We start from the raw sequence: 20,615 nt of genomic DNA, 5'->3' as shown, positions 1-20,615 counted from the left end.
TTCAGTCCGCTTCTTTGGGACCGCCGAAGGGCACTTTTTCGCCCACGCCCTGACTGAGGGCTTGGCGATAGATCCACTCCACGGCTTGCACGTCTTCCACGGCCAGTCCCAACGACTTGAAGAGGGTGATTTCATGATGGCCCCGGCGTCCCTCGATCTTGCCCTCCAGAATATCTCCGATCTCGCCCTGGATGTGACTGTCGTCGATCACGCCCTCCTCTTTGGGGATGAGAAAGTCGCCGGCCTCGTTGAGGGTCGATTCCAGGCGGTCGATGAAAAGGCGCGAGCGCAAGACGGCCTGGCTGTCGAGTTCGCGCGCAGTGGGAAGGCTCGAGCCCACGGCGTTGATGTGGCAACCAGGCGCCAGCCACCCGCCTTCTAAGACAGGCTGGGAGGCGAAGGTGGTGGTACAGATCAAGTCGGCGCCTTCAACCGTTTCGCGTGGCCCTCTCATGGCCTCCACCCGGCAGCCGAAGCGGCCGCTGAGGCGGGCTGCGAAGTCCTCCCGGTGCTCTCGGGTCGGGCTCCACACCCTTACCCGGCGCAGATCGCGCACGCAACTCATGGCCTCCAGATGCTGGCGGGCCTGCACCCCGCTGCCCAGAATGGCCAAGTCGCCGGCCTGAGGACGAGCCAGCAAGTCACTGGCGACCGCCGAAACGGCCGCCGTGCGGATGGCCGTGATCTCGCCCGCTTCAGCCAAGGCCAGCAGGTAGCCGTGCTGGGCGTGAAAAAGCAGGACGGCCCCCTGGTGGGAATCAAACTCGGTGCCGTGATTCTGAGGGAAGACGGTCACTACCTTGACGCCGGCGGCAGGCGGGTCCGCCGTGTATCCCGGCATCAGGCCGATAGCGCCCTTCTTCTCGGGGAGCCACATGATGGTGCGAAGCGGCTGCACCCCTTCACCACGGGCCAATCCGGCCAGGGCCTTTCGCATGGCCCCGATGCATTGCCCCATGGGAAGCAGGCGCCGCACCAGCGGACGATCGATGACAAGAATCTCCATGCAGGTCAGTATAGGGCCCTGAGGTGGACGGAGAAAAGCGCCGCCTCCCGGGACACAGGGATGCTAATTGTATATGATGGGGGAGTTAAGAATAGTGTTATATTAACTTATCTGATGAGTTATTGAGCATTTCGCGATTTGGAAAGCGGCAGGCCGAAAAAGGGGCCGCTTCCCGGCGCGCATGGGAGGGCGCCCGCCAGAAACCCGAGGGCGGACCCGTCGGGCCGACGACAGCGGTGGGGGGAAGAACCGCCGCAGTCTCGGAAGGAGCCGTTCATGCCGCGATCTTAGCCTGCAACTCCTTGAGGCCTCTACGAATATCGGCCTTGATCTTGGACTTGGTCTTTTCTTCCAGCTTCTTCAAATGAAGAAACCAAACGGAGACGCCCACCGACTCGCCGCTTTCTTCCACGGTCATTTCCAAGGTCCAATCGACGCCGTTGGCAGGCGCTCTCCAGAATGTACGGATGTCAAGTCCCATCTGGGCCGCGGTCTTCTTGGCGAAATCCCCGGCCCATGTTTGGCCTTCTTTTACGGTTAGCATTTAGGTATTCCCCCCTTTTTTGATTGGCTAGTCAGATTGCCCGAGCCTAAGTATATACTAAATGCGTCTGACACAGGAAGAGACTTTGAGACGCTTATAGGGAATTTCCGCCAGAGGAATCATGGTGGCCATCGAAGCGGGTGCCCCCGGTCATAAGTTCGGTGCCAGGGCCGCCGTTTTTGTTCCTGAAAGGGACGGATTCGCCAGCCCAGGGTCAGCCCCGGCGAGCGCAAGCGAGACGGGGCGCCGCCCTGGGTTTCAGACGGCAAATGTGCCAACGCTGTGAAAGCGTGGGAAAACGCCACAGGGTGGTTCAAAACTTCTGACGCACTGCACTCGTGCCTTGGCCGGCTTGCCGCGAGCTTACAGCAAACGGTCGAGGCGCCATTGGGAGGGGAACGGTCGGTTCTTGCTCATCATTGCGGCCGCATACTCTCCCACCAGCGGCCCGTGCTTGAAGCCGTGGCCGGAGCCGCCGCCAGCCAGGAAGACATTTGAAATGCGCGGATGGGGCCCCATCACAAAGTGCCGGTCCGGAGTGCGGGTGTAGACGCACACCCGGCTTTCAGACAGGGGAGCATGGGCCAGAACGGGCAGGCGTTTCTTGAGGAAGTCGCGCGCCCCCCGCAGGGCCTCAGGCGAACTTTGGCGGGAATCGCCTTGGGGATCGACCACGGGGCCGGCCAGGTCGCTGGCCAGCTTGAATCCCCGTCCTTGCAGCGGCGGAATTCCGTAGTAGGAATCCATGGATGCGTCATAGAAGACCGGCAGGCGGCAGTCCTGGCCGCCCCGCTCGTCCAGCATGGGATGAGCCGGCGGCGGACCGAAGAAGAAGACTTCCTGGCGGGTGATTTCCAGGCGGTCTTCCAGGTAGCGGTCAAAGAGCGAGGCCATCCAGGGGCCGCAGGCGAAGAGATAGGTGTCGGCTTTAAGGCGACGTCCGTCGTCCAGCTCGAGGACCTTCAAGGAACCGCTTCCCGCGGGAGCCTTGGCCCGTCCCCTCAACAACACTCCTCCCGCCTCCTGGAAGGCGTCCGCCACCACCCGGCAGGCGCGGCGGGCGTAGAGGACACCGGCCTGATGTTCCAGCAGTCCCACCACCTCGTCACCGCAGCGGAAGTCGGGGAATCGCTCTTGGATGCGGGCCGCGCTGAGCCTGTTGTAAGGAAGGCCGAGCTGGTCGAAGCATTGCTGACTGCCGCGCAAGAGCGGATCGTCTTCATGACCTATCCAGAGGATGGGACGCTGATGCAACAACTCCACCCCCCAGCGTTCCTCCCGCTCCTGCCACATCCGGCGGGCCCTGAGGGCCATTTCGGCGTAGAGAGAAAGCTGCCCGTATCCGCAGCGCAGCACCCGCGTTTCTCCTCCCGAGCTGGAAAGCCCATGGCCGGGTCCCCAGGCATCCACCAAGGTGGTCTGAACGCCCGACTCTTGCAGGTGCAGAGCCGTCCAGCCGCCGAAAGCCCCCGCCCCCACCACCACGGCCTGGGACTCCGCCAGGGAGCCCGCCTTGCCGTCCTCTGAAGCCTTATGCGTCATCAAGCAGGGAGTACCACAAGCCGGCCCGGCGGAGCAAGCAGGCCGCCGCAAGCGATGTGGCATAATGTGGACCTCTTATGAACGACCTCTTGGAAAGCCGCAAGCAAGACATCGAGCGCATCCGCCAGGCGGGCCTGCCGCTCTATCCCGAACGCTTCGAAACCTCCTATCCCAATATCGACGACATTCCCCATCAACTCGACCAGGACCTGCGCGTGGCGGGACGCGTGACGGCCCTGCGCGGCTTCGGCAAACTGATCTTCGTCAAGCTCTCGGACGTGACTGGACGCATTCAGGCGGCCATCTCCAAAGCCGAAGTGGGAGACGAAGCCTTCAAGCTTTTCAAGAAAGCCGTCAAGGTGGGCGATTTCGTGGGCGTTTCCGGCAAGACCTTTCTGACCCGCACCGAAGAGTTCACGGTCAAGGCCGAAAATTTCCAGATCCTGGGGTTGGCCCTGCGCGAGTTGCCCGAAAAGTGGCATGGGCTGCGCGATGTCGAGACCCGCTACCGTCAGCGCTACCTCGACATCATCAGCAACGAACAGACGCGCCTCACCATGCTCAAGCGCTGCAAGCTCATCTCCAGCATGCGGACCATCTTCGAACGTGAGGGTTTTTTCGAGATCGAAACGCCGGTTCTCAACGTGACTCAGTCAGGGGCCCTGGCCAAGCCCTTCGTCACCCACCACAATGCCCTCGATATCGACGTCTTCCTGCGCATCGCTCCCGAGACCTACCTCAAGCGGGCCACGGCGGCCGGCTTCAACCGCACTTTCGAATTCGCCAAGTGTTTCCGCAACGAAGGCATCAGCGCCGAGCACCTGCAGGAATTCACCATGCTGGAGTACTACGCGGCCTACTGGAACTACCGTGACAACATGCGCTTCACCCAGCGTTTGCTGCAGGAGAGCCTGCGCGAGACCTTCGGCTCGCTCCAGTTCGAACTGCCCTCGCAAGGGGAAGGGCGGGAAGGCGAGACGGTGAAACTCGACTTCTCGGGAGACTGGCCTGCCGTCGACTTTCGCGACGTCATCCAGGAGCACAGTGGTGTCGACGTGCGCCGATACGATTCCGCTCAAGAGCTGGCCGCGGCCGCCTCCCGTGCCGGGGTGCGCTTGGACGAGGACGACGTGGAGTCCAACAACCTGGGGCGGATCATCGACGGGCTCTACAAGAGAACGGCGCGTCCCATGCTGGTACAGCCCACTTTTCTGACTGGACATCCTCTGCAGATCTCGCCCCTGGCCCGCAGCAACGATCAAGATGCCGCCATCGTGGACCGCTTCCAACTGGTGGTGGACGGCGCTGAGCTGGTCAACGCCTACTCGGAGCTGGTCGATCCCTTGGAACAGCGGCGCCGCCTGACCGAGCAAGCCGCGCTGAAAAGCGGCGGCGACGACGAGGCCATGGATCTGGACGAAGACTACCTGCTGTGCATGGAGCACGGCATGCCTCCTATCTCCGGAACCGGCATCGGCATCGACCGGCTGCTCAAGCGGGTGGCCGGACTGACCAACATCAAAGACGCCCTGCTCTTCCCCCTCATGCGCAAAGAAGCCCACGAGTGAACGGGAGCCCGGCCTTCTATTCCTCGGGCCCGATGTCTGCGTCCTCCAGGCGCGCCAGACGGGCGCCTTCCTCGACGTCCACCCGCGACAGCACCAGCGCACCGCCCAGGAACAAGATCACCAGCGAGGCGATGGAAAAGATGGAGGAGCCGGTGGCCTGAGCGACGACACCGAAGATGAGGGGACCGAAGATGCCGGCGAAACGGGAGCTGGTGGAGAAGAATCCGAAGAATTCGGCCGACTGAGTGTGAGGAACCATGCAGGAAAAGATCGAGCGGCTTAAAGCCTGCACGCCTCCCTGCACCAGTCCCACCGCCGCCGCCAGCAGGAAGAAGTCAGCAGCGCTGTCGATGAAGAAAGCGCCCAGGCAGATGACGGCATAGAAGAAGAGTCCCGCCAGCACCATGGGCTTGGCCCCGAATCGCCTGGCCAGCAACGCGTAGAGATAGGTGGCCGGAAAGCCGATGAAGTTGGCCAGCAGGAGCGCCGAGACCAACTGGCCCATGCTGAACCCGAGTTCGTCGCCATAGGCGGCGGCCATCTTCTGAACCGTCCCTACGCCGTCGTTGTAGATCCAGAAGGCCAGCAGGAAGAGCAACAACTGCCGATGGCGGCGCACGTGAGTAAAGGTGCGGCGCAGGCGCCGGAATCCTCCCAGGAGGGGCGAAGCCTCTCCCAGGGCGCGGCGGCGCGGAGTGTCGGAGGGCATGCGGCGGAAGAGGGGAATGGAAAAGAAGCCCCACCAGAAGGCTACGCTGAGGAAGCTGGCCCGTACCGCGAACTCCACGTCCGGCATCCCGAAAGTCTGAGGAGAGATCATCCACCAGGCGTTGAGCGACAAGAGCAGGCCCCCGCCCAGGTATCCCAGCGCATAGCCTTTTGAGGAAACGGAATCCACTTCATCGCTGCGGCAGATGAAGGGCAGAAAGGAGTCATAGTAGATCTCGGCCGAGGCGTAGCCCAGTGTGGCGGCCAGGTAGAGCAGGGAGGCGAAGAGATAGTTGTCGTCGCCCAGCAGCACGAAACAGGAGGTGGCGGCCAGCCCCAGCCCCAGAAACACGCCCATCAGGCGCTTGCGGCGTCCGCTGTAGTCCCCGATGGCTCCCAGGAGGGGGCCGATCAGGGCGATCGACAAGAGAGTCAGCGAATTGAGATAGGCCCAGTAGGCGGTGGCCTCGGCTTCGGAACCGCCCGATGACGTCACGAGAGAGCGGTAGAACGGTCCGAAAACGGTGGCCTGAATGGTGGTGGCGTAGGCTGAGTTGGCGAAATCGTAGAGCCACCAGGCCCTGATCGCCTTGCGCTGCTGGTGCATGGCAGCAAGCAGTTTAGACCAATCCTTCCCCGACCGCAGAAGGGCAGGGGAGAAGCGCATTCGATCCTGCATGCAACTTAACTGCTGTCTTGGACCTCTATAAGGAACGACGAGGCAAACGATGAATTGGAAGCATTTGGGATGGCTGATGTCGGTGGTCCTGCTGGCGGCCCTGGCCATCATGGCCGTACTCATTTTCAACCGTCTCTCGGGAGTGGAGCGCCAATTGGCCGCTGTTTCCCGCCAGGTCGACCAGGCCCTCAAAAAGGCTGAAGAAGCACGCGAAAAGGCCGACAGCGCCCAGCAGCGGGCCCTTAACGCTGAAGAAGGAGCCCGTCGGGCGGCCCAGGGCCGCCAGCACGCCGAAGAACTCCAGGAGGCGGCACAAGCGCGAGCACAGCAGGCGGAGGAGGACGCCTCCCAGGCCAAACTCGAACGCAACCAGGCCATCGCCGAGGCTGAAGAGATCCGCCGTGAACGGGAGAAAGAGCTGCGCCGCCTGGAAAAGGTGCTGGGAGACATCGCCGATACCAGCCGCAACGCGCTGGGGCTGGTCATGAACCTGGGCGAGGACGCCCTCAAGTTCGACTTCGACAAAGCTACCTTGCGGCCGGGAAACCGGGAAATCCTGAGCCGAATCGCCGGCGTCCTTCTGACTACTTCCGGTTACAGCGTCTACGTCTACGGACACACCGACAACGTCGGTTCAAGCAGCTACAACCAGCGCCTCTCGGAACGGCGGGCCGAGACGGTGCGCGACTACCTGGTGGAGGCCGGAGTGCCGTCCGAGATCATCACCACCAAGGGTTTCGGCAAGTCGCGCCCGCTGGTGAAGGGCAACTCTCCACGGGCCCGGGCCAAGAACCGCCGCGTCGAAATCGGCATCGTCAACACCCGCGTCCGCTACGCGGACGTGGCCGCCGAAGAGCGTTGAAACCCGGCTCCCCGGCAACTCCCGTAGCCGCTGGGAGTGAAACAACCTGCCTTGATTCTCATCTAAGGTATTGCGTGGCGCGGCGAGGAAACTGACTCCGCAATATCCTCGATGTTGCCCCCTGAGAACTTGAAAGGGGGAATGTCCAAGCCACCGCAGACGGAAAGAAGGAGAAACCATGAAATCGAGAAATCGAGTTTACATATTGAGTTTGGCGCCGATTCTGATTGTACTGATGGGGGCCCTGCCCTTGGCCTCGGCCGCCCCCGATCAAAAGGGCGAGCACTACACGGCCACGGCCGTCGGCGTCCGCTCCCCGGTGGGCGGCAGGTCCGTTCCCGTCAACATCCACGTGGATGAGATGACCAGCGACGGCGAGTTGCGGGAACTGCAGAACCTGCTCCAAGAAAAAGGCGAGGACGCGCTGCTCAACCGGCTCGAAGAAGTCGAGAAAGGACGAATGGGACGAGCCGACGAGGTCGGCATCGACATCGCCATCGTGCGCTCCTACGAAACCGACGAGGGCAGGAAGCTCATTCTGGTGGGCGTCCGCGACCGGTCGATCTTCGAGTTGCGTTCTTCCTCACGCACCAACCTGTACCCCTACACCTGGATCGAACTGACCTTGGATGAGCAAGGCCGCGGATCAGGAAAAGTGGCCTACCCGGCCCGCCTCAAGTTCGACGACCAGGGCAACCTGGAAGTCAAGGAATTCGGGCTGGAGTTCGTGCGCCTGATGAACGTGCGGCGCCGCTAAGCCCGCGCCCCATATAAGCAGCCCCATATAGCAGAATCGAAGCGAAATCCCCCGGCCCGGCCGAAAACGGCCCAGCCGGGGGATTTTTTTTGACCGGGCGTCTGCGGTCAGTGCTCCTCTTCGGCCCCCTGCTCTTGACCGGATTGGGCGGGGGTCTCGTGAGCCGCCGCTGCCGCGGCCTTATCGCCCACCGGTTCCCATCCATCGGTCTGATACTGCCAGTTGCGGGAGACGTAGTCGGCACCCGTCAGCAAGAAGAAAATCACCAGCCAGAAGAAACCTGCCGAGACAAAAGCCCAGGTCAGACGCGTATTGTACTTGACGTGCATGAACCAGAGGATGACCAGCGTGGCCTTGAAAATGGCGATTCCCAGTGCGATCACGTCGTTGAGATAGCCGAAATCGACAAAGGCCACCGCCACCGTGATCACGGTCAGCACGACCAATGCGAAGAAGATGGCCAGATAGGTTCTGATGGGCGTGATGTGATCCGACATATCAGTGGCGTCCTATCAAGTAAAGCAGCGGAAAGAGAAAAATCCACACGATGTCTACAAAATGCCAGTAAAGGCCGAACATCTCCACGGGGGCGTAGTAATTGGAGTGATATCGGTTCTTGACGGCTCCGTAGAGGACCCAGATCATCAAGCCGGCGCCGATAATCATGTGCAGGGCGTGCATGCCCGTCATCATGAAATAAAAGGCGAAGAAGACCTGAAGCTGTACGGGAGCTCCCTCGGGCCGTTGGAAATGGCTGCCCGGAACCAGGTGGTGATCCCACTTGGAGGAGTACTCCACAACCTTCACCCCCAGAAAGATCGCGCCCAGCACGAAGGTGGCCGCCAGAAAGATGATGAGCAGTTTCTTCTTGCTGGTCTGGGCCGCCCGCACCGCCAGGGCCATGGTCAAGCTACTGGCGATGAGGACCCCGGTGTTGAAGGCGCCCAACTGAATGTCCAACTCATGGCTGCCGAAGTGGAAGGCCTCGGGATACATGAAGCGGTAGACGCCGTAGCCCACGAAGAGTCCGCCGAAGAACATGATCTCGGTCACCAGAAAGGCCCACATGCCCAGCGTCGCGGCTTCCTTCTGCTGGCCCATGTCGTCGAAGTGATGGGCCACGAACGGATTGTGGCCGGCCTCAGGCGCTTGCGGGTGCGTGCTCACGGTCTGCCTCCCTGTCTCTTTCGTCTTCCATTCCAGGATAGTTGTAGGGATTTTCGGTCACTACCGGCGTTACCGGGAAGTTCTCGGTGGGCGGCGGCGACGGCGTCTGCCATTCCAGCCCCTTGGCGTCCCAGGGATTGGGCGAAGCCTTCTTGCCCTTGAAGAGGGAAACCATCAGATACACCATGGGAATCAGGTATCCGGCTCCCAGGATGGAGGCTCCCGCTGTGGAGAGGACGTTGAGGATCTGGAATTCCTCGGGGTAGACGTGGTAGCGGCGCGGCATGCCCAGGTAGCCCACCACGAACTGGGGGAAGAAGGTCAGGTAGAAGCCGATGAAGATGACCAGCGCGGCAAAGCGCGCCCAACCTTCGGAATACATGCGCCCGGTCATCTTGGGCCACCAGAAATGGATGGCTCCCAGATAACCCATGATGGCTCCCCCCACCATGATGAAATGAAAGTGGGCCACCACGAAATAGGTGTCGTGCAGATGAACGTCGGTCCCCAGCGTGGACAAGAAGAGCCCCGTCAGTCCCCCGATCAGAAACAGGCCCAAGAAGCCGAAGGCGTAGATCATGGGGGCCTGGTAGGAAACCGATCCCTTGTAGAGGGTGGCCGTCCAGTTGAAGGCCTTGACGGCCGAGGGAATAGCCACCAGCATGCTCAGCACCGAGAACACCATTCCGGCGTAGATGGACTGGCTGCTCACGAACATGTGGTGTCCCCAGACCAGAAAGCCCAGGACGGCGATAGCCAGGCTGGAGAAGGCGATGAACTTGTAGCCGAAGACGCGCTTGCGCGAGAAGCAGGTCACCAGTTCGCTCATCACTCCCATGGAGGGCAGGATCATGATGTAGACGGCCGGGTGGGAGTAGAACCAGAAGAGGTGCTGAAAGAGCACCGGGTCGCCGCCCAAGGCCGGATCGAAGATGCCGATGCGGAAGAGCCTTTCCACCGCCACCAGCAAAACGGTGATGGCGATGACCGGCGTCCCCAGAATCATGATCAGCGCGGTGGCGTAGTGGGACCAGATGAAGAGGGGCAGCTTGAACCAGGTCAATCCGGGCGCCCGCATCTTGTGGATGGTGACGATGAAATTGAGTCCGGTGAGGATGGATGAAAACCCGGTGATGAAAATGCCGACCCCGGTCAGCACCACCCATCCGTTGGCGTAGGTCGTGCTGTAAGGAGCGTAGAAGGTCCATCCCGTATCGACGCCTCCCGCCACCATGGCGATGAGCGTCAGTGTGCCGCCGGTTATGAAGACGTACCAGCTCAGGAGGTTGAGCTTGGGAAAGGCCACGTCGCGGGCGCCGATCATCATCGGCACCAGGAAGTTGCCGAAAACTGCCGGAATGCTGGGGATGAGAAAGAAAAAGACCATCACCACGCCGTGCATGGTGAAGAGCTTGTTGTAGGTCTCGGCCGCCAGCAGGTCTCCTTGGGGCGAGGCCAGCTCCAGGCGGATGCCCACCGCCATGGCGCCTCCCAGGAAGAAGAAAAGCGTGACGGAGATGAGATAGAGAATGCCGATGCGCTTGTGGTCGACGGTCAACAGCCAGGACCTGAGTCCGTGGCTGATATTGAGATAATTCAAGGGCTTGCTGCCGCGGGGCGGACGCTCCAGCACCGCGCCCTGGTCCACTGAGGTGCTGCTCATTATTCGGTTTCCTCCCCCGAAGCCGTGTCAGCTCCGATGGACTTGATGTAAGCGATCAAGCGCAAGAGGTTTTCTTCGCTGATTTGACCTTGGAAGCTGGGCATGACGGGCTGATAGCCGCTGACTACCTTGGCGCGCGGATTGAGGATGCTTTCGCGTGTATATTCCTCATCGAAGAGAGCCGTGCGGCCGCCTTCCAGGGCTTGTTCGGTACCGTACTTGCCCAGCAGGTGAGGGCCGCGGGCGCCTGACTGGGGACTGTGGCAGGTGGCGCAGCCCAGTCCCTGAAAGAGCTGCTCGCCGGCCTCGGCGGCGGTCAGGCCGGCCACTCCTCCAGCCACCCAGGCATCGTAGGCCTCGGGCTCCATCACGTAGACGGTGCCGATCATCTCGGAGTGCTTGGTCCCGCAGTATTCGGTGCAGAAGAGATGGTATTCGCCCGTCCGGGTGGCCTGGAACCATTGGGTTGTGTAGCGCCCCGGCAGCACGTCCATCTTGGTGCGGAAGGCCGGGATGAAGAAACTGTGGATGGTGTCTTCCGAGGTCATGGTGAGCTTGACCGGGGTGCCCACGGGAATATGCAGGTCGTTGATCTCGCGCTTGCCTTCCGGATGCTGGATCTTCCACATCCATTGCTTGCCGGTGACGTAGATATCGAGGGTCTCGGCCGGGGGCGTGTTCATGTGCATGAAGACGTCGGCTCCCCAGGCGAAGATGAAGAGGGCGATGCACAGCGGGATCACCGACCAGGTCACTTCGAGGGCCAAGGTGCTGCGGGCCGGCTCGGCCACCGGCGACTTGGAGCGGCGGTACTTGATGGCAAAGTAGAGCACGGCGGCCGAGATGACCGTGGTGAAGAAGGCCGTGACCGCCACCAGCAGCCAAAACAAGGCGTCGACCTGCGCTGCGAAAGTCGAGGCGCTTTCAGGAATAAAACTGAATTCAGACATTGTTCCTCGCTAAGAGCTTCTCGAGGAGCGAGAGCATCCGGCCCTTGAACTCCTGGGGCTTCGAGAGCCCTGTTCTCATATGCGTCATCCGGCAGCGGCCTCCGCGTTGTGGCGGCGCCGGTCGCGGCGATAGCTGACGATGATGAAGGCGGCCACCGCCAGAATGGTCAAAATGCCACCCAGCCGGAGCACGTTCATGACCACCATGGTGTACTTGCCCAGCGTGGGATCGTAGCTGAAGCAATAGAGCAACAACTGATCCACCGGGCTGCCGATCTTACCCTGGGACGATTCCACCAAGGCCAGGCGCAGGTCGCGGGGCGGATACTCGATTCCATAAAAATAGCGGGACAGCCGCCCCTCAGGAGTCGCCATCATGAGGCCGCTGGCATGAATGTAGAGGTCGGTCTCGCTATCGTAGCGGTAGTTGAAGCCCACCACCTCCGCCAGCTTGCGGATGTTCTCTTCGTCGCCCGTCAAGAAGTGCCAGCCCCTGCCTCCCGACTCGCGGTCATAGAGCTTCACGTACTCGGCCCTCTTGGCTTTGGCCAACGCGGCGGTTTCGCCGGGGTCGATGCTTACGGCCACCACGTCGAATTCCTCTCCGGCGCTGAACTGCAGAGGGCTCAACCCCCGCAGCAGACCGTTGAGCACCAGCGTGCAGAGCATGGGACATTCGTAATAGACCATGGCCAGGATGACCGGCTTTTGGCGGAAGTAGGCTCCCAGCTTGACGGGGCGGCCTTCTTCGTCGACGAACTCAAGATCAAGAGGCAGAGCCGCATCCAGATTCTGATCGATCCCCACCCCTTGGCGCTTTTCAGGGGGCGTTTCAGAATTGGGCATCTGGGCCCAGGTCGTGGCCGTCAGTCCCGCCAAGAGAGCCAGCGCCGCAACTGCGGTCCGTAATGGTTTAAGGTCCTTCATATCAAGTCGCGTTCACTAGATTCGCACGTCCTCTGCCGCCAACCAAACCAACTCAGCCGGCCAATCTAAGGGTTCTGATCCGATTCCTCCTCCGTCGGCCGGGGCGCGGCCACTGCGGGCTGCTGCTGCGGGCGGTGGGGCAGCAATTTCTTTTCGGCCACCACCTGGATGGCCCGTTCGATGGGGATGCGCACGACGTTGTTGACCGTGTCGACCCAGCCGTAGGTCTTGAGGATGGCGTCTTCCTGGCGGCGCAGCATTTCGAGCTCGCGCGGCGGATCGGCTTGCAGCAGGGGCGCCGCCGGCCTCTCGAAAGTCTCGGCCAGGGGCGAGGGCTGAGGATAGGTGTCTACCGTCTTGTCCTGCAGGTAGTGGAACAGTCCCCACATGGCCAGCATGGCGGCTACCGTGACAGCCAACAGAGCGCCTCCGAATATCATAAGCGGACGCAGGGGGGTATCGCTGCGTTCGTGGTCATGTTTGGGATGTTGTCGAGCCATCGTTTTCTCCTAGGCTCCGGCTTCTTCGGCGGACAGCTTCTCGACGAACTCATGAGGCAGCCGCGGATCGTTGACGGGCAGCAGGGCCCGCTTCTTTAACTGTCCCAAAAAGAGGAAGATCCAGAGGCCGCCCAGCGCCAGCCAGGTGATCAGGTCCATTGCCAGGTTGAGGGGCGCGAAACTGGTTTGGGCGGCCGGATCTATGCTGGGCTTGATGATCCAGAAGAGCTCCGCCAGACGCATGACGATGAGTCCGAGGGCCACGTTTCGCAGCAGGTTGGGGTGCCGCTTCGTGGTCCTCCACAGCAACAGCAGAAAAGGCACTGCGAAATGGAGGAGGAGGATGGCGAAGCCCATCAGGGCCCAGGGATCCTGAAAGCGGGTCACGTACCAGGGATTGACTTCCGGCAGGTTGGCCGACCAGATGATCAGCAACTGTGAAACCGAGAGGTAGGCCCACAGCATCACGAAGGCCAGCATGAAATTGCCCAGTTCGTGAAAGCGATCGGACGAAGCCACCGTCTTGAGCGGCTCGCGCTCAGCCAGGCGGCGCGAGATCAGCACCAGGAAGCATAGGGTCAGAAGGGCCTGCCCGATGATGTAGATGAGGGCGTAGATGGTCGAAAACCAGTGCGGATCAAGCGACATCAGCAGGTCGACCGAGAAGAGCGTCACCGTCAGGAAGTAGATGACGATTCCGGGTCCGCTGACGAAGTTCATGCGCTTGACCAGCGATCCGTTGCCGCCGCGGTCTTGCTGGGCCGACCACTTGTTGAGCATCAGCGCCAAGCCGATCCAAATGGCGAAGAAGAGGGCTGTGCGCAGGTAGAAAAAGGTCTGGTTGAGATAGGCCGCCTTATGGTCGAGGATGGCGTCTCCGCTTCCCACCTGATAGTGGGGCCATTCATAGAGGTGGGTTCCCGAGACGGCCAGCCCCACCGGGATGAAGAAGAGCACGAAAACGGGCAGCGTGCGGCTCCCGGCTTCCAACTGCCGCCGCACGAAGAAGCTCCAGCGTCCGCCCACCAGATTGTGGAGCATGAACAAGGCCAGGCAGCTCAGCGGCAGCCCGATCCAGAAGACGAAGGCCAGCAGGTAGGACTTGGAAAAGGCCTCGAAGTCCATAAAGGCAGCCCCGATCGACAGCACGGCGGCCAGCGCCCCCACTCCCAGTGCGGCGCTCTGCAGGCTCTCCAGACGCGGGCCGATATTTGCGGACTCGTTCATTGCAGTTCCCTCAGTCTCTGGCGGTCTTCTTGGGGCAGATCTTCAAGCGGCGCCGCTTGGCTGTACTGCAGGGCCCGGATGTAAGCCGCGATGGCCCAGCGTTCTTCGGGCTTGATGCGCGAAGCATAGGAGTACATCACGCCGAATCCGTTGGTGATGACGTCGTAGTAGTAACCCGGAGGCATCTCCAGCAAACGCTGGGAATGGTAGCTCTCGGGCTGCTTGAGGCCTCTCTGCACGATCATCCCGCGGCCGTTGCCGGTCCGCCCATGGCAAGGCGAGCAGTAGATGTTGTAGCGCTCCTGTCCGCGCAGCAGGATCTCCTCGGTGATCGGGAAGGGGAAGAGGGGCGCAAAGTCGCCGTCGATCTTGCCTGTGTAGAGCAGCTTGTCCTGGCGCAGATAACCGCGGGCTACCGTACCCTGCACCAGCGGACGCGAGGCCTGGCGGTCGGCGAAGAAGTCTGACTGCTCCAGCGGCTCGTACTTGGGCGCGTCGTGCATGTCCAGACGGCAGCCCTCCCCGGCCGCCAGCAGCAGCAGAAGGGTCGCAAAGAGCCGCAAAGCAGTTGGCTTGGTCGTTCTAGGGCTCAACGTCATGCACTCCCGTGGGATTCAAGGTCTCAAGAAATCGTCTGGTTTCAACTCGGTCGAAGCGGGCGTCGGCCGACTCCACCACCAGAAAGAAGCGGTCTCGGCTGGCGTACTGGAAGCGGCGCACGTTGAAGACCGGATGGTAGGGCGAAGGCAGTCCGTTGAGAGCGATCATCCCTATCACCGCGGCGAAGGCGGCGAAGAGAATGGTCAACTCGAAGGTCACCGGAATGAAGGAGACCCAGGAGGCCAGCGGGCGTCCCCCGACATTGAGCGGGTAGTCGACGGCCGAGATCCAGTACTGCATGCCGATTCCCGTGGCGCATCCCAGCAGCCCGCCCAGAAAGACCAGCTTGGGCACGTGGCTCTTGGAGTGGCCCAAAGCGTGATCGAGTTCCTCGACCGGCATGGGCGAGTAGCCTTCCACCTTGCGGTATCCTTGCCGGCGAACTTTCTCGGCCGCGGCAATGATGGACTCGGCGTCCTTGAACTCGGCCATCAGTCCGAAAAGCTCTGTCTGCTGGGTTTTAGCTTGCATCTTCTCGTTTCCTAGGCTTCACCCTGATGCTTCTGCTCCCTCCACATATGGCGTATCTCCGACATGGAGATGAAGGGCAAAACGCGGATGAAAAGGAAGACCAGGGTGACGAACAACCCGATGGTTCCGAAGTAGAGCATGTAGTCCCAAACGGTTCCTCCATAGGTATCCCAGGCGGAAGGCATGTAGTCGCGGGCCAGAGAGGTCACGACGATGACGTAGCGTTCAAGCCACATGCCGACGTTGACCACGATGGACAGGATCCACAGCATCACCACGTTGGCGCGGATCTTGCTCGACCACAGCAACTGCGGGATGAGGATGTTGAAGAGGATCAGCATCGTGTAGACATGGGCGTAAGGACCGTCGAAGACGCGGTAGCGCATCATGTCGACTTCGTACTGGGCGGCCGAATACCAGGCCATGAAGGCTTCCATCATGTATCCGTAGGCCACGATCAGTCCGGTGGCCAGCATCACCTTGCCCATGTTGTGCAGGTGGCGCATGGTGATGAAGTCCTCCATCTTGCAGAACCAGCGCACGGGAATGGCCAGGGTCAGCACCATGGCGAATCCCGAGTAGATGGCGCCGGCTACGAAGTAGGGAGGAAAGATGGTGGTGTGCCATCCGGGAATCAGCGAGACGGCGAAGTCGAAGCTGACCACGGTGTGCACCGAAAGCACCAGCGGGGTGGCCAGTCCGGCCAGCAGCAGGTAGGCCATCTCGTAGTTCTGCCAATGCTTGGCCGATCCTCTCCATCCCAGGGAAAGGAATCCGTAGATCACCTGGAAGAAGCGCTTCTTGGTGCGGTCGCGCAAAGTGCCCAGATCGGGAATCAGGCCCACGTACCAAAAGAGCAGCGAGACCGTCCCGTAGGTTGAGATGGCGAAGACGTCCCACACCAGCGGCGAGCGGAACTGGGGCCACATCTGCATGGTGTTGGGATAGGGCAGCAGCCAGTAGGCCAGCCAGGGGCGTCCCGTATGGAGGATGGGGAAGAGTCCGGCGCAAGCCACGGCGAAAAGCGTCATGGCTTCGGCGAAGCGGCTGATGGAGGTGCGCCACTTTTGGCGGAAGAGCAGAAGAATGGCCGAGATCAGCGTTCCGGCGTGGCCGATACCGATCCACCAGACCAGGTTGACGATGGCGAATCCCCATCCCACCGGGTTGTTGACGCCCCAGACGCCGACGCCCCAGTAGAGCAGATAGCCGGCGGCCAGCATGAAGCCCATGAAGAAGATGAAGCTGATGCTGAGTCCGACCAGCCACCACTGAGGCGTCCTCTTGCGCAGCACGAAGGCGCTCAAGCGGTCGCTGATCGTCCCCAGGTCGTGACCCGGTTTAATCACCTTGGGCGGCGGCTCGTATCCGGACGGCAGTTTTTGCGATTGGGTCGCCATTTATCCTCTTGCTCCGCTTCAGTGATGCCCTTCTTCCTGGGCCTGCTCGACGGGTGTTTCCAGACCGGGGTGAGGGTTGGTAATGCGCGCCAGATAGCTGGTGCGGGGACGCGTGTTGAGTTCGGCCAGCATGGCGAAGTGGTGCGGCTGCTGCTTGGCCGCCGCCACCCGGCTGTCGGCGTCGTTGAGGTCGCCGAAGAGGATGGCCTCGGTGGGACACACCTGCTGGCAAGCCGTCCTCACTTCGCCGTCGCGGATGCGGCGGTCTTCGCGCTTGGCCTCGATGCGGGCGGCGCTGATGCGCTGCACGCAGTAGGAGCACTTCTCCATGACGCCCCGGCTGCGCACGGTGACGTCGGGGTTGTACTGCATCTTGCGGGACTTGGTGTCCCAGTCGGCGTAGAGATAGAAGTTGAATCGCCGCACCTTGTAGGGACAGTTGTTGGCGCAATAACGGGTTCCCACGCAGCGGTTGTAGACCATGTCGTTGAGGCCTTCATCGCTGTGAACGGTGGCGGCCACCGGGCAAACCGGCTCGCAGGGTGCGTTCTCGCACTGCATGCAGGGAACGGGCTGGTTGAAGGCGGCCGGAGCATGGATGTCGCCTTTGAAGTAGCGGTCCACCCGAATCCAGTGCATCTCGCGTCCGCGCAGCACCTGGTCCTTGCCCACCACGGGAATGTTGTTCTCGGCCTGGCAGGCCACCACGCAGGCGTTGCATCCGGTGCAGGCGCCCAGGTTGATGGCCATGCCCCAGCGGTATTCGTTCTGGTAGTCCCACTCGGGATAGAGGGTGGGCAGGTCATCGGGCGGAAGGTGCTCCAACTCCTCTACGAAGTGGGGGTGTTCACGAAAGTACTCGAGGGTGGCGGCGCGGTAGTGGTTGCGGCCCTCCAGGCTGTGATGGTCCTGGACGCAGGCCAGCGGGTAGCGCCGGCTCTGCAGCGTGATCTCCAGTCCGCCGGCGAAGCCCATGGCGTCGGAGGCGCGCAGCGGGTAGGCGTTGAATCCGGTGTCGTTGCCGACCCGTCCGGCCTGGCTGCGTCCATGGCCCAGAAAGAGGGTGGCGCAATCGTCGGCGTGTCCGGGCAGCACCCACAAGGCGGCCTCGATGGTGCGTCCGCCGACTTTGACCTGGGCCATCTGGCCGGCCACGCTCCACTGCGTCATCTCACCCTTCAGGGCGGCATCGCTGGAGACCCGTCCTAGCCTTTCGGCAGTGGCGGGAGAGACCAGCAAAGCGTTGTCCCAGGTCAGCTTGGAAAGCTGTTTGGGGCATTCCTGCAGCCAGCCGTTGTTGGCGAAGGAACCGTCATGGAGGGTGGGGTCGGGCAAAAAAGCCACCTCCATCCCCTGTATGGAGGTCGAAGGCTGAGGCAAACCCTGGGCCGACCCGCTGACCTGACGGGCGGGCAGGGCGCTGTCGGCCACCACTCCATCATGGACGCTCTGCCGCCAGAAGGACTCGAAATCGATGGAAGGGCTGTTGTCTTCCCAGAATTCCCGCACCGCTTCGTAGGTCCTGATGCCTTCCTCACCGGTCAGGAAGGAAAGCACCTCGTAGACGCTCTTTCCGCCGTAGAGAGGCGCGATGAGAGGCTGCTGGATGGTCACCGTCCCGTCGTAAGCGCGGCAATCGCCCCAGCTTTCCAGAAAGTGGACGCCAGGCACGTGCCAGTGGCAGAGGCGGGCCGTCTCGTCCACGTAGAGTCCGTGGTGGACGCGCAGCGGCACCTTGTCTAGAGCGGAAGCAAGGTCCAGATCGGCGGGCGCGTCATAGGCTGGGTTGGCGCCCAGTATCAGCAGCACCTCGACATCGCCGCCGTTCATGTCGTCGACCAGTTCCTTGAGCGACTCCAGATGGTTGACGGGAAAGGCGTCAACCGGGTCGGTGAACTCCACCGTGCGGCCAATGCTGCCCAGCGCCTGATTCATCAGGTAAGCCAGAGCATGAACCGCGGGCGGCTGGTGGTCTCCGGCCAGCACCAGAGCGCCGGCGCCGGCCGCCTGCAAATCGGAAGCAGCGGCATCGATCCATTCCCCGTGCTCGCCCCAATCCTGTCCGCCCCCCGAGCCGATTCGTCGCGCCAGCGCCCGGGCCGCCGATTCTATGTGCGAAGGCGGCACGGCCAAGCGGTGATCGGCGTAGGCTCCGGTGACGGAGTAGTTGCTTTCGAGCGCGTAGAGGCGGGACATGGGCCCGTCCCCCGAAGGGTCGCGGCGGGCGGCCAAGTCGCGGGCGTAACGCACCGGAGCCTCGGAACCGTGGAGGAAATCGCTGTCCAGGGAGACGATGACGTCGGCCCGGTCGAACTTGTAGCGGACTTCCAGAGGCTCGCCGAAAACCATGCGGGTGGCCTCGAAGACGTTGTCGCGGTTGAGGGGTGCCCACTGGTGCAGCTTGGCCTGAGGGAAGCGCTCCAAAACCCGCCGCAGGTGGGCGGCCTGAGAGAGCGAAGTCACGGTTTCGCTGAGAATGCGCAAACCTGCGCCCCGCTGGGCGGCCTGTTCTTCGATGGCTTGACGATAACGGTCGGCGAAGACGCTCCAGGTGCGGATCTGGCCGGCGTTGCGCACCACCTGGGAGCGGTCGGGATCGTAGAGCGACAGCACGGCCGCCTGGGTGAAGAGATCGGTGGCCCCCAGGCTGGCCGGATGCATCTCGTTGCCTTCCAGCTTGGTGGGGCGTCCCATGTGGCTCTCGGCCAGCACTCCCCGGGCCCGCCCGCCCATGGTGAAGGCGGTGGCGAAGAAAAGAGGCTTGCCGGGCACCATCTGCTCGGGCTGACGCACGTAGGGAAAGATTTTCTCAACCGGCTGCTTGGTGCAGGCGGTGGCTCCCGCCAAAGCGATGGAGGCTCCCATCAGCTTGAGGAAGCGCCGCCGTCCCACCGCGTCCTGCATCTCGCTAGCGCCATGTGGAAACTCGCGGCTCAAGTATTCCTGAAACTCGGGAGTCTCCGCCAGCTCGTGCAGGCTGCGCCAGTAGTCGCGTCCGCCCTTTTCGGACGTCCGCGCCAGCATCTTGTCGTACAGCTCCCAGTATTCGGTGCGCCGGGGCTTGGAGTATTCCGTAGTCATCGGTGGCACGTCGAGCAGGATTGCAGGGATCGGATGTCGTATTCCTCGACCAGGCGCAGGCCCAACTCGCGCTGGGTCACGCCCTCGGGAAGCGTCCAGTTCACGTTGAAGACCTCCTCGCGCGGACGCACGTAGAGTTCAGGATTGCGGTGGCAATCCAAACACCATCCCATGTGAAGCGTCTGAGTCTGCATGATGAGGGGCATCTGGTCGACCTGTCCGTGGCAGGTGACGCATCCTACCCCTTTCTTGATATGCACGCTGTGGTTGAAGTATGCGAAGTCGGGCAAGTCATGGACCCGGTTCCACTCCAAAGGAAGCTCATCCCGCCAGGAGGCTCTGACCGGCTCCAGCATGGGGGCCTCGGTCCAGACCTGAGAGTGACAGGACATGCAAGTTTCCGTGGCAGGGATTCCGGCGAAAGAACTTTCCTCCACCGAGGTGTGGCAGTAACGGCAATCTATGCCCAAGCCGGCGATGTGATGGCGGTGGCTGAAGGGCACCTTCTGTTCACGGGGAATGTATTGCCGAGTCACGTAGGGCGATCCGTGCAGCGTGAAGGCCACCCAGCCCAGAATCACGACAAGCAAAGCTCCGAACGCAATGCTCAGCTTGGCGTAGGCATTCGTGCTTCGATGAAATATCTGTCCCATATGCGAGCGTCGCTACTTCCAGTTACATCGGGGTTCGGTACCCGGCATTCGGCCGCGAGTTCACTCCCGCGGCACCCACCGGAGCCTGACCTGAACGGAATAGAGAGGGTTGCATCTGATCTGCTGCGGTGATCCGTGTGCCTCCCCTGGCAGAGTATCACCGTTCCGTCCGGGTGCCCGCGCTCTCACGGTCACGCGCCGTATTGTAGCCTGTCGCATGGCTCAGTTCAATCCAGGGAGTTCTTCCAGC

19 protein-coding genes are annotated in these 20,615 nt (G+C 61.9%); 3 read left to right on the top strand and 16 right to left on the bottom strand.

The window, feature by feature from the left end; genetic code table 11:
- Position 1 precedes the first annotated feature (1 nt).
- From VLU25_00675 to VLU25_00665, 3 genes are all read right to left on the bottom strand, one after another.
- Positions 2-1,006 carry an ornithine cyclodeaminase family protein gene (locus tag VLU25_00675; GenBank protein HSR66428.1) on the bottom strand — a complete coding sequence of 335 codons (1,005 nt, stop codon included), beginning with the start codon at positions 1,004-1,006 and terminating at the stop codon, positions 2-4.
- 274 nt (positions 1,007-1,280) lie between these two features.
- Positions 1,281-1,550 carry a hypothetical protein gene (locus tag VLU25_00670; protein HSR66427.1) on the bottom strand — a complete coding sequence of 90 codons (270 nt, stop codon included), beginning with the start codon at positions 1,548-1,550 and terminating at the stop codon, positions 1,281-1,283.
- A 363-nt stretch (positions 1,551-1,913) separates the two neighbouring features.
- Positions 1,914-3,092 carry an FAD-dependent oxidoreductase gene (locus VLU25_00665; GenBank protein ID HSR66426.1) on the bottom strand — a complete coding sequence of 393 codons (1,179 nt, stop codon included), beginning with the start codon at positions 3,090-3,092 and terminating at the stop codon, positions 1,914-1,916.
- 77 nt (positions 3,093-3,169) lie between these two features.
- On the opposite strand from VLU25_00665, the gene lysS reads away from it, so the two are divergent.
- Complete coding sequence (gene lysS, locus VLU25_00660; protein ID HSR66425.1) at positions 3,170-4,660, top strand: lysine--tRNA ligase; 1,491 nt, start codon at positions 3,170-3,172, stop codon at positions 4,658-4,660.
- A gap of 16 nt (positions 4,661-4,676) precedes the next feature.
- On the opposite strand, the gene VLU25_00655 is transcribed toward lysS, so the two are convergent.
- Positions 4,677-5,975, bottom strand: a complete 1,299-nt coding sequence (locus VLU25_00655; protein HSR66424.1) for an MFS transporter — start codon at positions 5,973-5,975, stop codon at positions 4,677-4,679.
- A 121-nt stretch (positions 5,976-6,096) separates the two neighbouring features.
- Here VLU25_00655 and VLU25_00650 point away from each other — a divergent pair, with 121 nt between their 5' ends.
- A complete protein-coding gene (locus tag VLU25_00650) occupies positions 6,097-6,909 on the top strand; it encodes an OmpA family protein (protein ID HSR66423.1) in 813 nt (270 codons plus the stop codon).
- A 178-nt stretch (positions 6,910-7,087) separates the two neighbouring features.
- The gene (locus VLU25_00645) at positions 7,088-7,666 is read left to right on the top strand and encodes a hypothetical protein (protein ID HSR66422.1); all 579 of its coding nucleotides are present in this window, start codon (positions 7,088-7,090) and stop codon (positions 7,664-7,666) included.
- Positions 7,667-7,773: 107 nt separating this feature from the next.
- Here VLU25_00645 and VLU25_00640 read toward each other — a convergent pair whose 3' ends face one another.
- The 12 genes from VLU25_00640 to VLU25_00585 all read right to left on the bottom strand — a co-directional run bounded on the left by VLU25_00640 (position 7,774) and on the right by VLU25_00585 (position 20,365).
- A complete protein-coding gene (locus VLU25_00640; GenBank protein ID HSR66421.1) occupies positions 7,774-8,163 on the bottom strand; it encodes a cytochrome C oxidase subunit IV family protein in 390 nt (129 codons plus the stop codon).
- A gap of 1 nt (position 8,164) precedes the next feature.
- Positions 8,165-8,767 carry a cytochrome c oxidase subunit 3 family protein gene (locus VLU25_00635; GenBank protein ID HSR66420.1) on the bottom strand — a complete coding sequence of 201 codons (603 nt, stop codon included), beginning with the start codon at positions 8,765-8,767 and terminating at the stop codon, positions 8,165-8,167.
- Between the two features lie 40 nt (positions 8,768-8,807).
- A complete protein-coding gene (locus tag VLU25_00630) occupies positions 8,808-10,496 on the bottom strand; it encodes a cytochrome c oxidase subunit I (protein HSR66419.1) in 1,689 nt (562 codons plus the stop codon).
- Entirely contained in the window at positions 10,496-11,446 is a 951-nt protein-coding gene (gene coxB / locus VLU25_00625) for a cytochrome c oxidase subunit II (GenBank protein HSR66418.1), read from the bottom strand. The genes VLU25_00630 and coxB overlap by 1 nt, the downstream gene beginning before the upstream one ends.
- Positions 11,447-11,530: 84 nt before the next feature.
- Complete coding sequence (locus VLU25_00620) at positions 11,531-12,373, bottom strand: SCO family protein (GenBank protein ID HSR66417.1); 843 nt, start codon at positions 12,371-12,373, stop codon at positions 11,531-11,533.
- A 65-nt stretch (positions 12,374-12,438) separates the two neighbouring features.
- The gene (locus VLU25_00615; GenBank protein HSR66416.1) at positions 12,439-12,873 is read right to left on the bottom strand and encodes a hypothetical protein; all 435 of its coding nucleotides are present in this window, start codon (positions 12,871-12,873) and stop codon (positions 12,439-12,441) included.
- Between the two features lie 9 nt (positions 12,874-12,882).
- Positions 12,883-14,100, bottom strand: coding sequence for a hypothetical protein (locus VLU25_00610; GenBank protein HSR66415.1), 1,218 nt, complete (start codon positions 14,098-14,100; stop codon positions 12,883-12,885).
- Positions 14,097-14,693 (bottom strand): cytochrome c, encoded by a 597-nt coding sequence (locus VLU25_00605; GenBank protein HSR66414.1) that lies wholly within the window; start codon positions 14,691-14,693, stop codon positions 14,097-14,099. Before VLU25_00605 ends, VLU25_00610 begins: the two co-directional genes overlap by 4 nt.
- The gene (locus tag VLU25_00600; protein ID HSR66413.1) at positions 14,683-15,231 is read right to left on the bottom strand and encodes a DUF3341 domain-containing protein; all 549 of its coding nucleotides are present in this window, start codon (positions 15,229-15,231) and stop codon (positions 14,683-14,685) included. The genes VLU25_00605 and VLU25_00600 overlap by 11 nt, the downstream gene beginning before the upstream one ends.
- Positions 15,232-15,242: 11 nt before the next feature.
- Positions 15,243-16,631 carry an NrfD/PsrC family molybdoenzyme membrane anchor subunit gene (gene nrfD / locus VLU25_00595; protein ID HSR66412.1) on the bottom strand — a complete coding sequence of 463 codons (1,389 nt, stop codon included), beginning with the start codon at positions 16,629-16,631 and terminating at the stop codon, positions 15,243-15,245.
- 18 nt (positions 16,632-16,649) lie between these two features.
- Positions 16,650-19,712, bottom strand: a complete 3,063-nt coding sequence (locus VLU25_00590) for a TAT-variant-translocated molybdopterin oxidoreductase (GenBank protein HSR66411.1) — start codon at positions 19,710-19,712, stop codon at positions 16,650-16,652.
- The gene (locus VLU25_00585) at positions 19,709-20,365 is read right to left on the bottom strand and encodes a cytochrome c3 family protein (GenBank protein HSR66410.1); all 657 of its coding nucleotides are present in this window, start codon (positions 20,363-20,365) and stop codon (positions 19,709-19,711) included. The genes VLU25_00590 and VLU25_00585 overlap by 4 nt, the downstream gene beginning before the upstream one ends.
- Between the last annotated feature and the right edge of the window lie 250 nt (positions 20,366-20,615).

The organism is Acidobacteriota bacterium, from assembly GCA_035471785.1.
GTDB lineage: Bacteria > Acidobacteriota > UBA6911 > RPQK01 > DATIPO01 > JANQFM01.
Note: the sequence above shows the minus strand (reverse complement) of the source record. Positions and strands in the feature narration are given on the sequence as shown.

Coding starts and splice junctions, on each gene's coding strand:
- VLU25_00635 (HSR66420.1), bottom strand. CDS start 8,767: ATGGGCCAGCAGAAGGAAGCCGCGACGCTGGGCATGTGGGCCTTTCTG.
- VLU25_00590 (HSR66411.1), bottom strand. CDS start 19,712: ATGACTACGGAATACTCCAAGCCCCGGCGCACCGAATACTGGGAGCTG.
- VLU25_00650 (HSR66423.1), top strand. CDS start 6,097: ATGAATTGGAAGCATTTGGGATGGCTGATGTCGGTGGTCCTGCTGGCG.
- lysS (HSR66425.1), top strand. CDS start 3,170: ATGAACGACCTCTTGGAAAGCCGCAAGCAAGACATCGAGCGCATCCGC.
- VLU25_00620 (HSR66417.1), bottom strand. CDS start 12,373: ATGAAGGACCTTAAACCATTACGGACCGCAGTTGCGGCGCTGGCTCTC.
- VLU25_00640 (HSR66421.1), bottom strand. CDS start 8,163: ATGTCGGATCACATCACGCCCATCAGAACCTATCTGGCCATCTTCTTC.
- VLU25_00610 (HSR66415.1), bottom strand. CDS start 14,100: ATGAACGAGTCCGCAAATATCGGCCCGCGTCTGGAGAGCCTGCAGAGC.
- VLU25_00645 (HSR66422.1), top strand. CDS start 7,088: ATGAAATCGAGAAATCGAGTTTACATATTGAGTTTGGCGCCGATTCTG.
- coxB (HSR66418.1), bottom strand. CDS start 11,446: ATGTCTGAATTCAGTTTTATTCCTGAAAGCGCCTCGACTTTCGCAGCG.
- VLU25_00675 (HSR66428.1), bottom strand. CDS start 1,006: ATGGAGATTCTTGTCATCGATCGTCCGCTGGTGCGGCGCCTGCTTCCC.
- VLU25_00630 (HSR66419.1), bottom strand. CDS start 10,496: ATGAGCAGCACCTCAGTGGACCAGGGCGCGGTGCTGGAGCGTCCGCCC.
- VLU25_00670 (HSR66427.1), bottom strand. CDS start 1,550: ATGCTAACCGTAAAAGAAGGCCAAACATGGGCCGGGGATTTCGCCAAG.
- VLU25_00585 (HSR66410.1), bottom strand. CDS start 20,365: ATGGGACAGATATTTCATCGAAGCACGAATGCCTACGCCAAGCTGAGC.
- VLU25_00655 (HSR66424.1), bottom strand. CDS start 5,975: ATGCACCAGCAGCGCAAGGCGATCAGGGCCTGGTGGCTCTACGATTTC.
- nrfD (HSR66412.1), bottom strand. CDS start 16,631: ATGGCGACCCAATCGCAAAAACTGCCGTCCGGATACGAGCCGCCGCCC.
- VLU25_00600 (HSR66413.1), bottom strand. CDS start 15,231: ATGCAAGCTAAAACCCAGCAGACAGAGCTTTTCGGACTGATGGCCGAG.
- VLU25_00665 (HSR66426.1), bottom strand. CDS start 3,092: ATGACGCATAAGGCTTCAGAGGACGGCAAGGCGGGCTCCCTGGCGGAG.
- VLU25_00615 (HSR66416.1), bottom strand. CDS start 12,873: ATGGCTCGACAACATCCCAAACATGACCACGAACGCAGCGATACCCCC.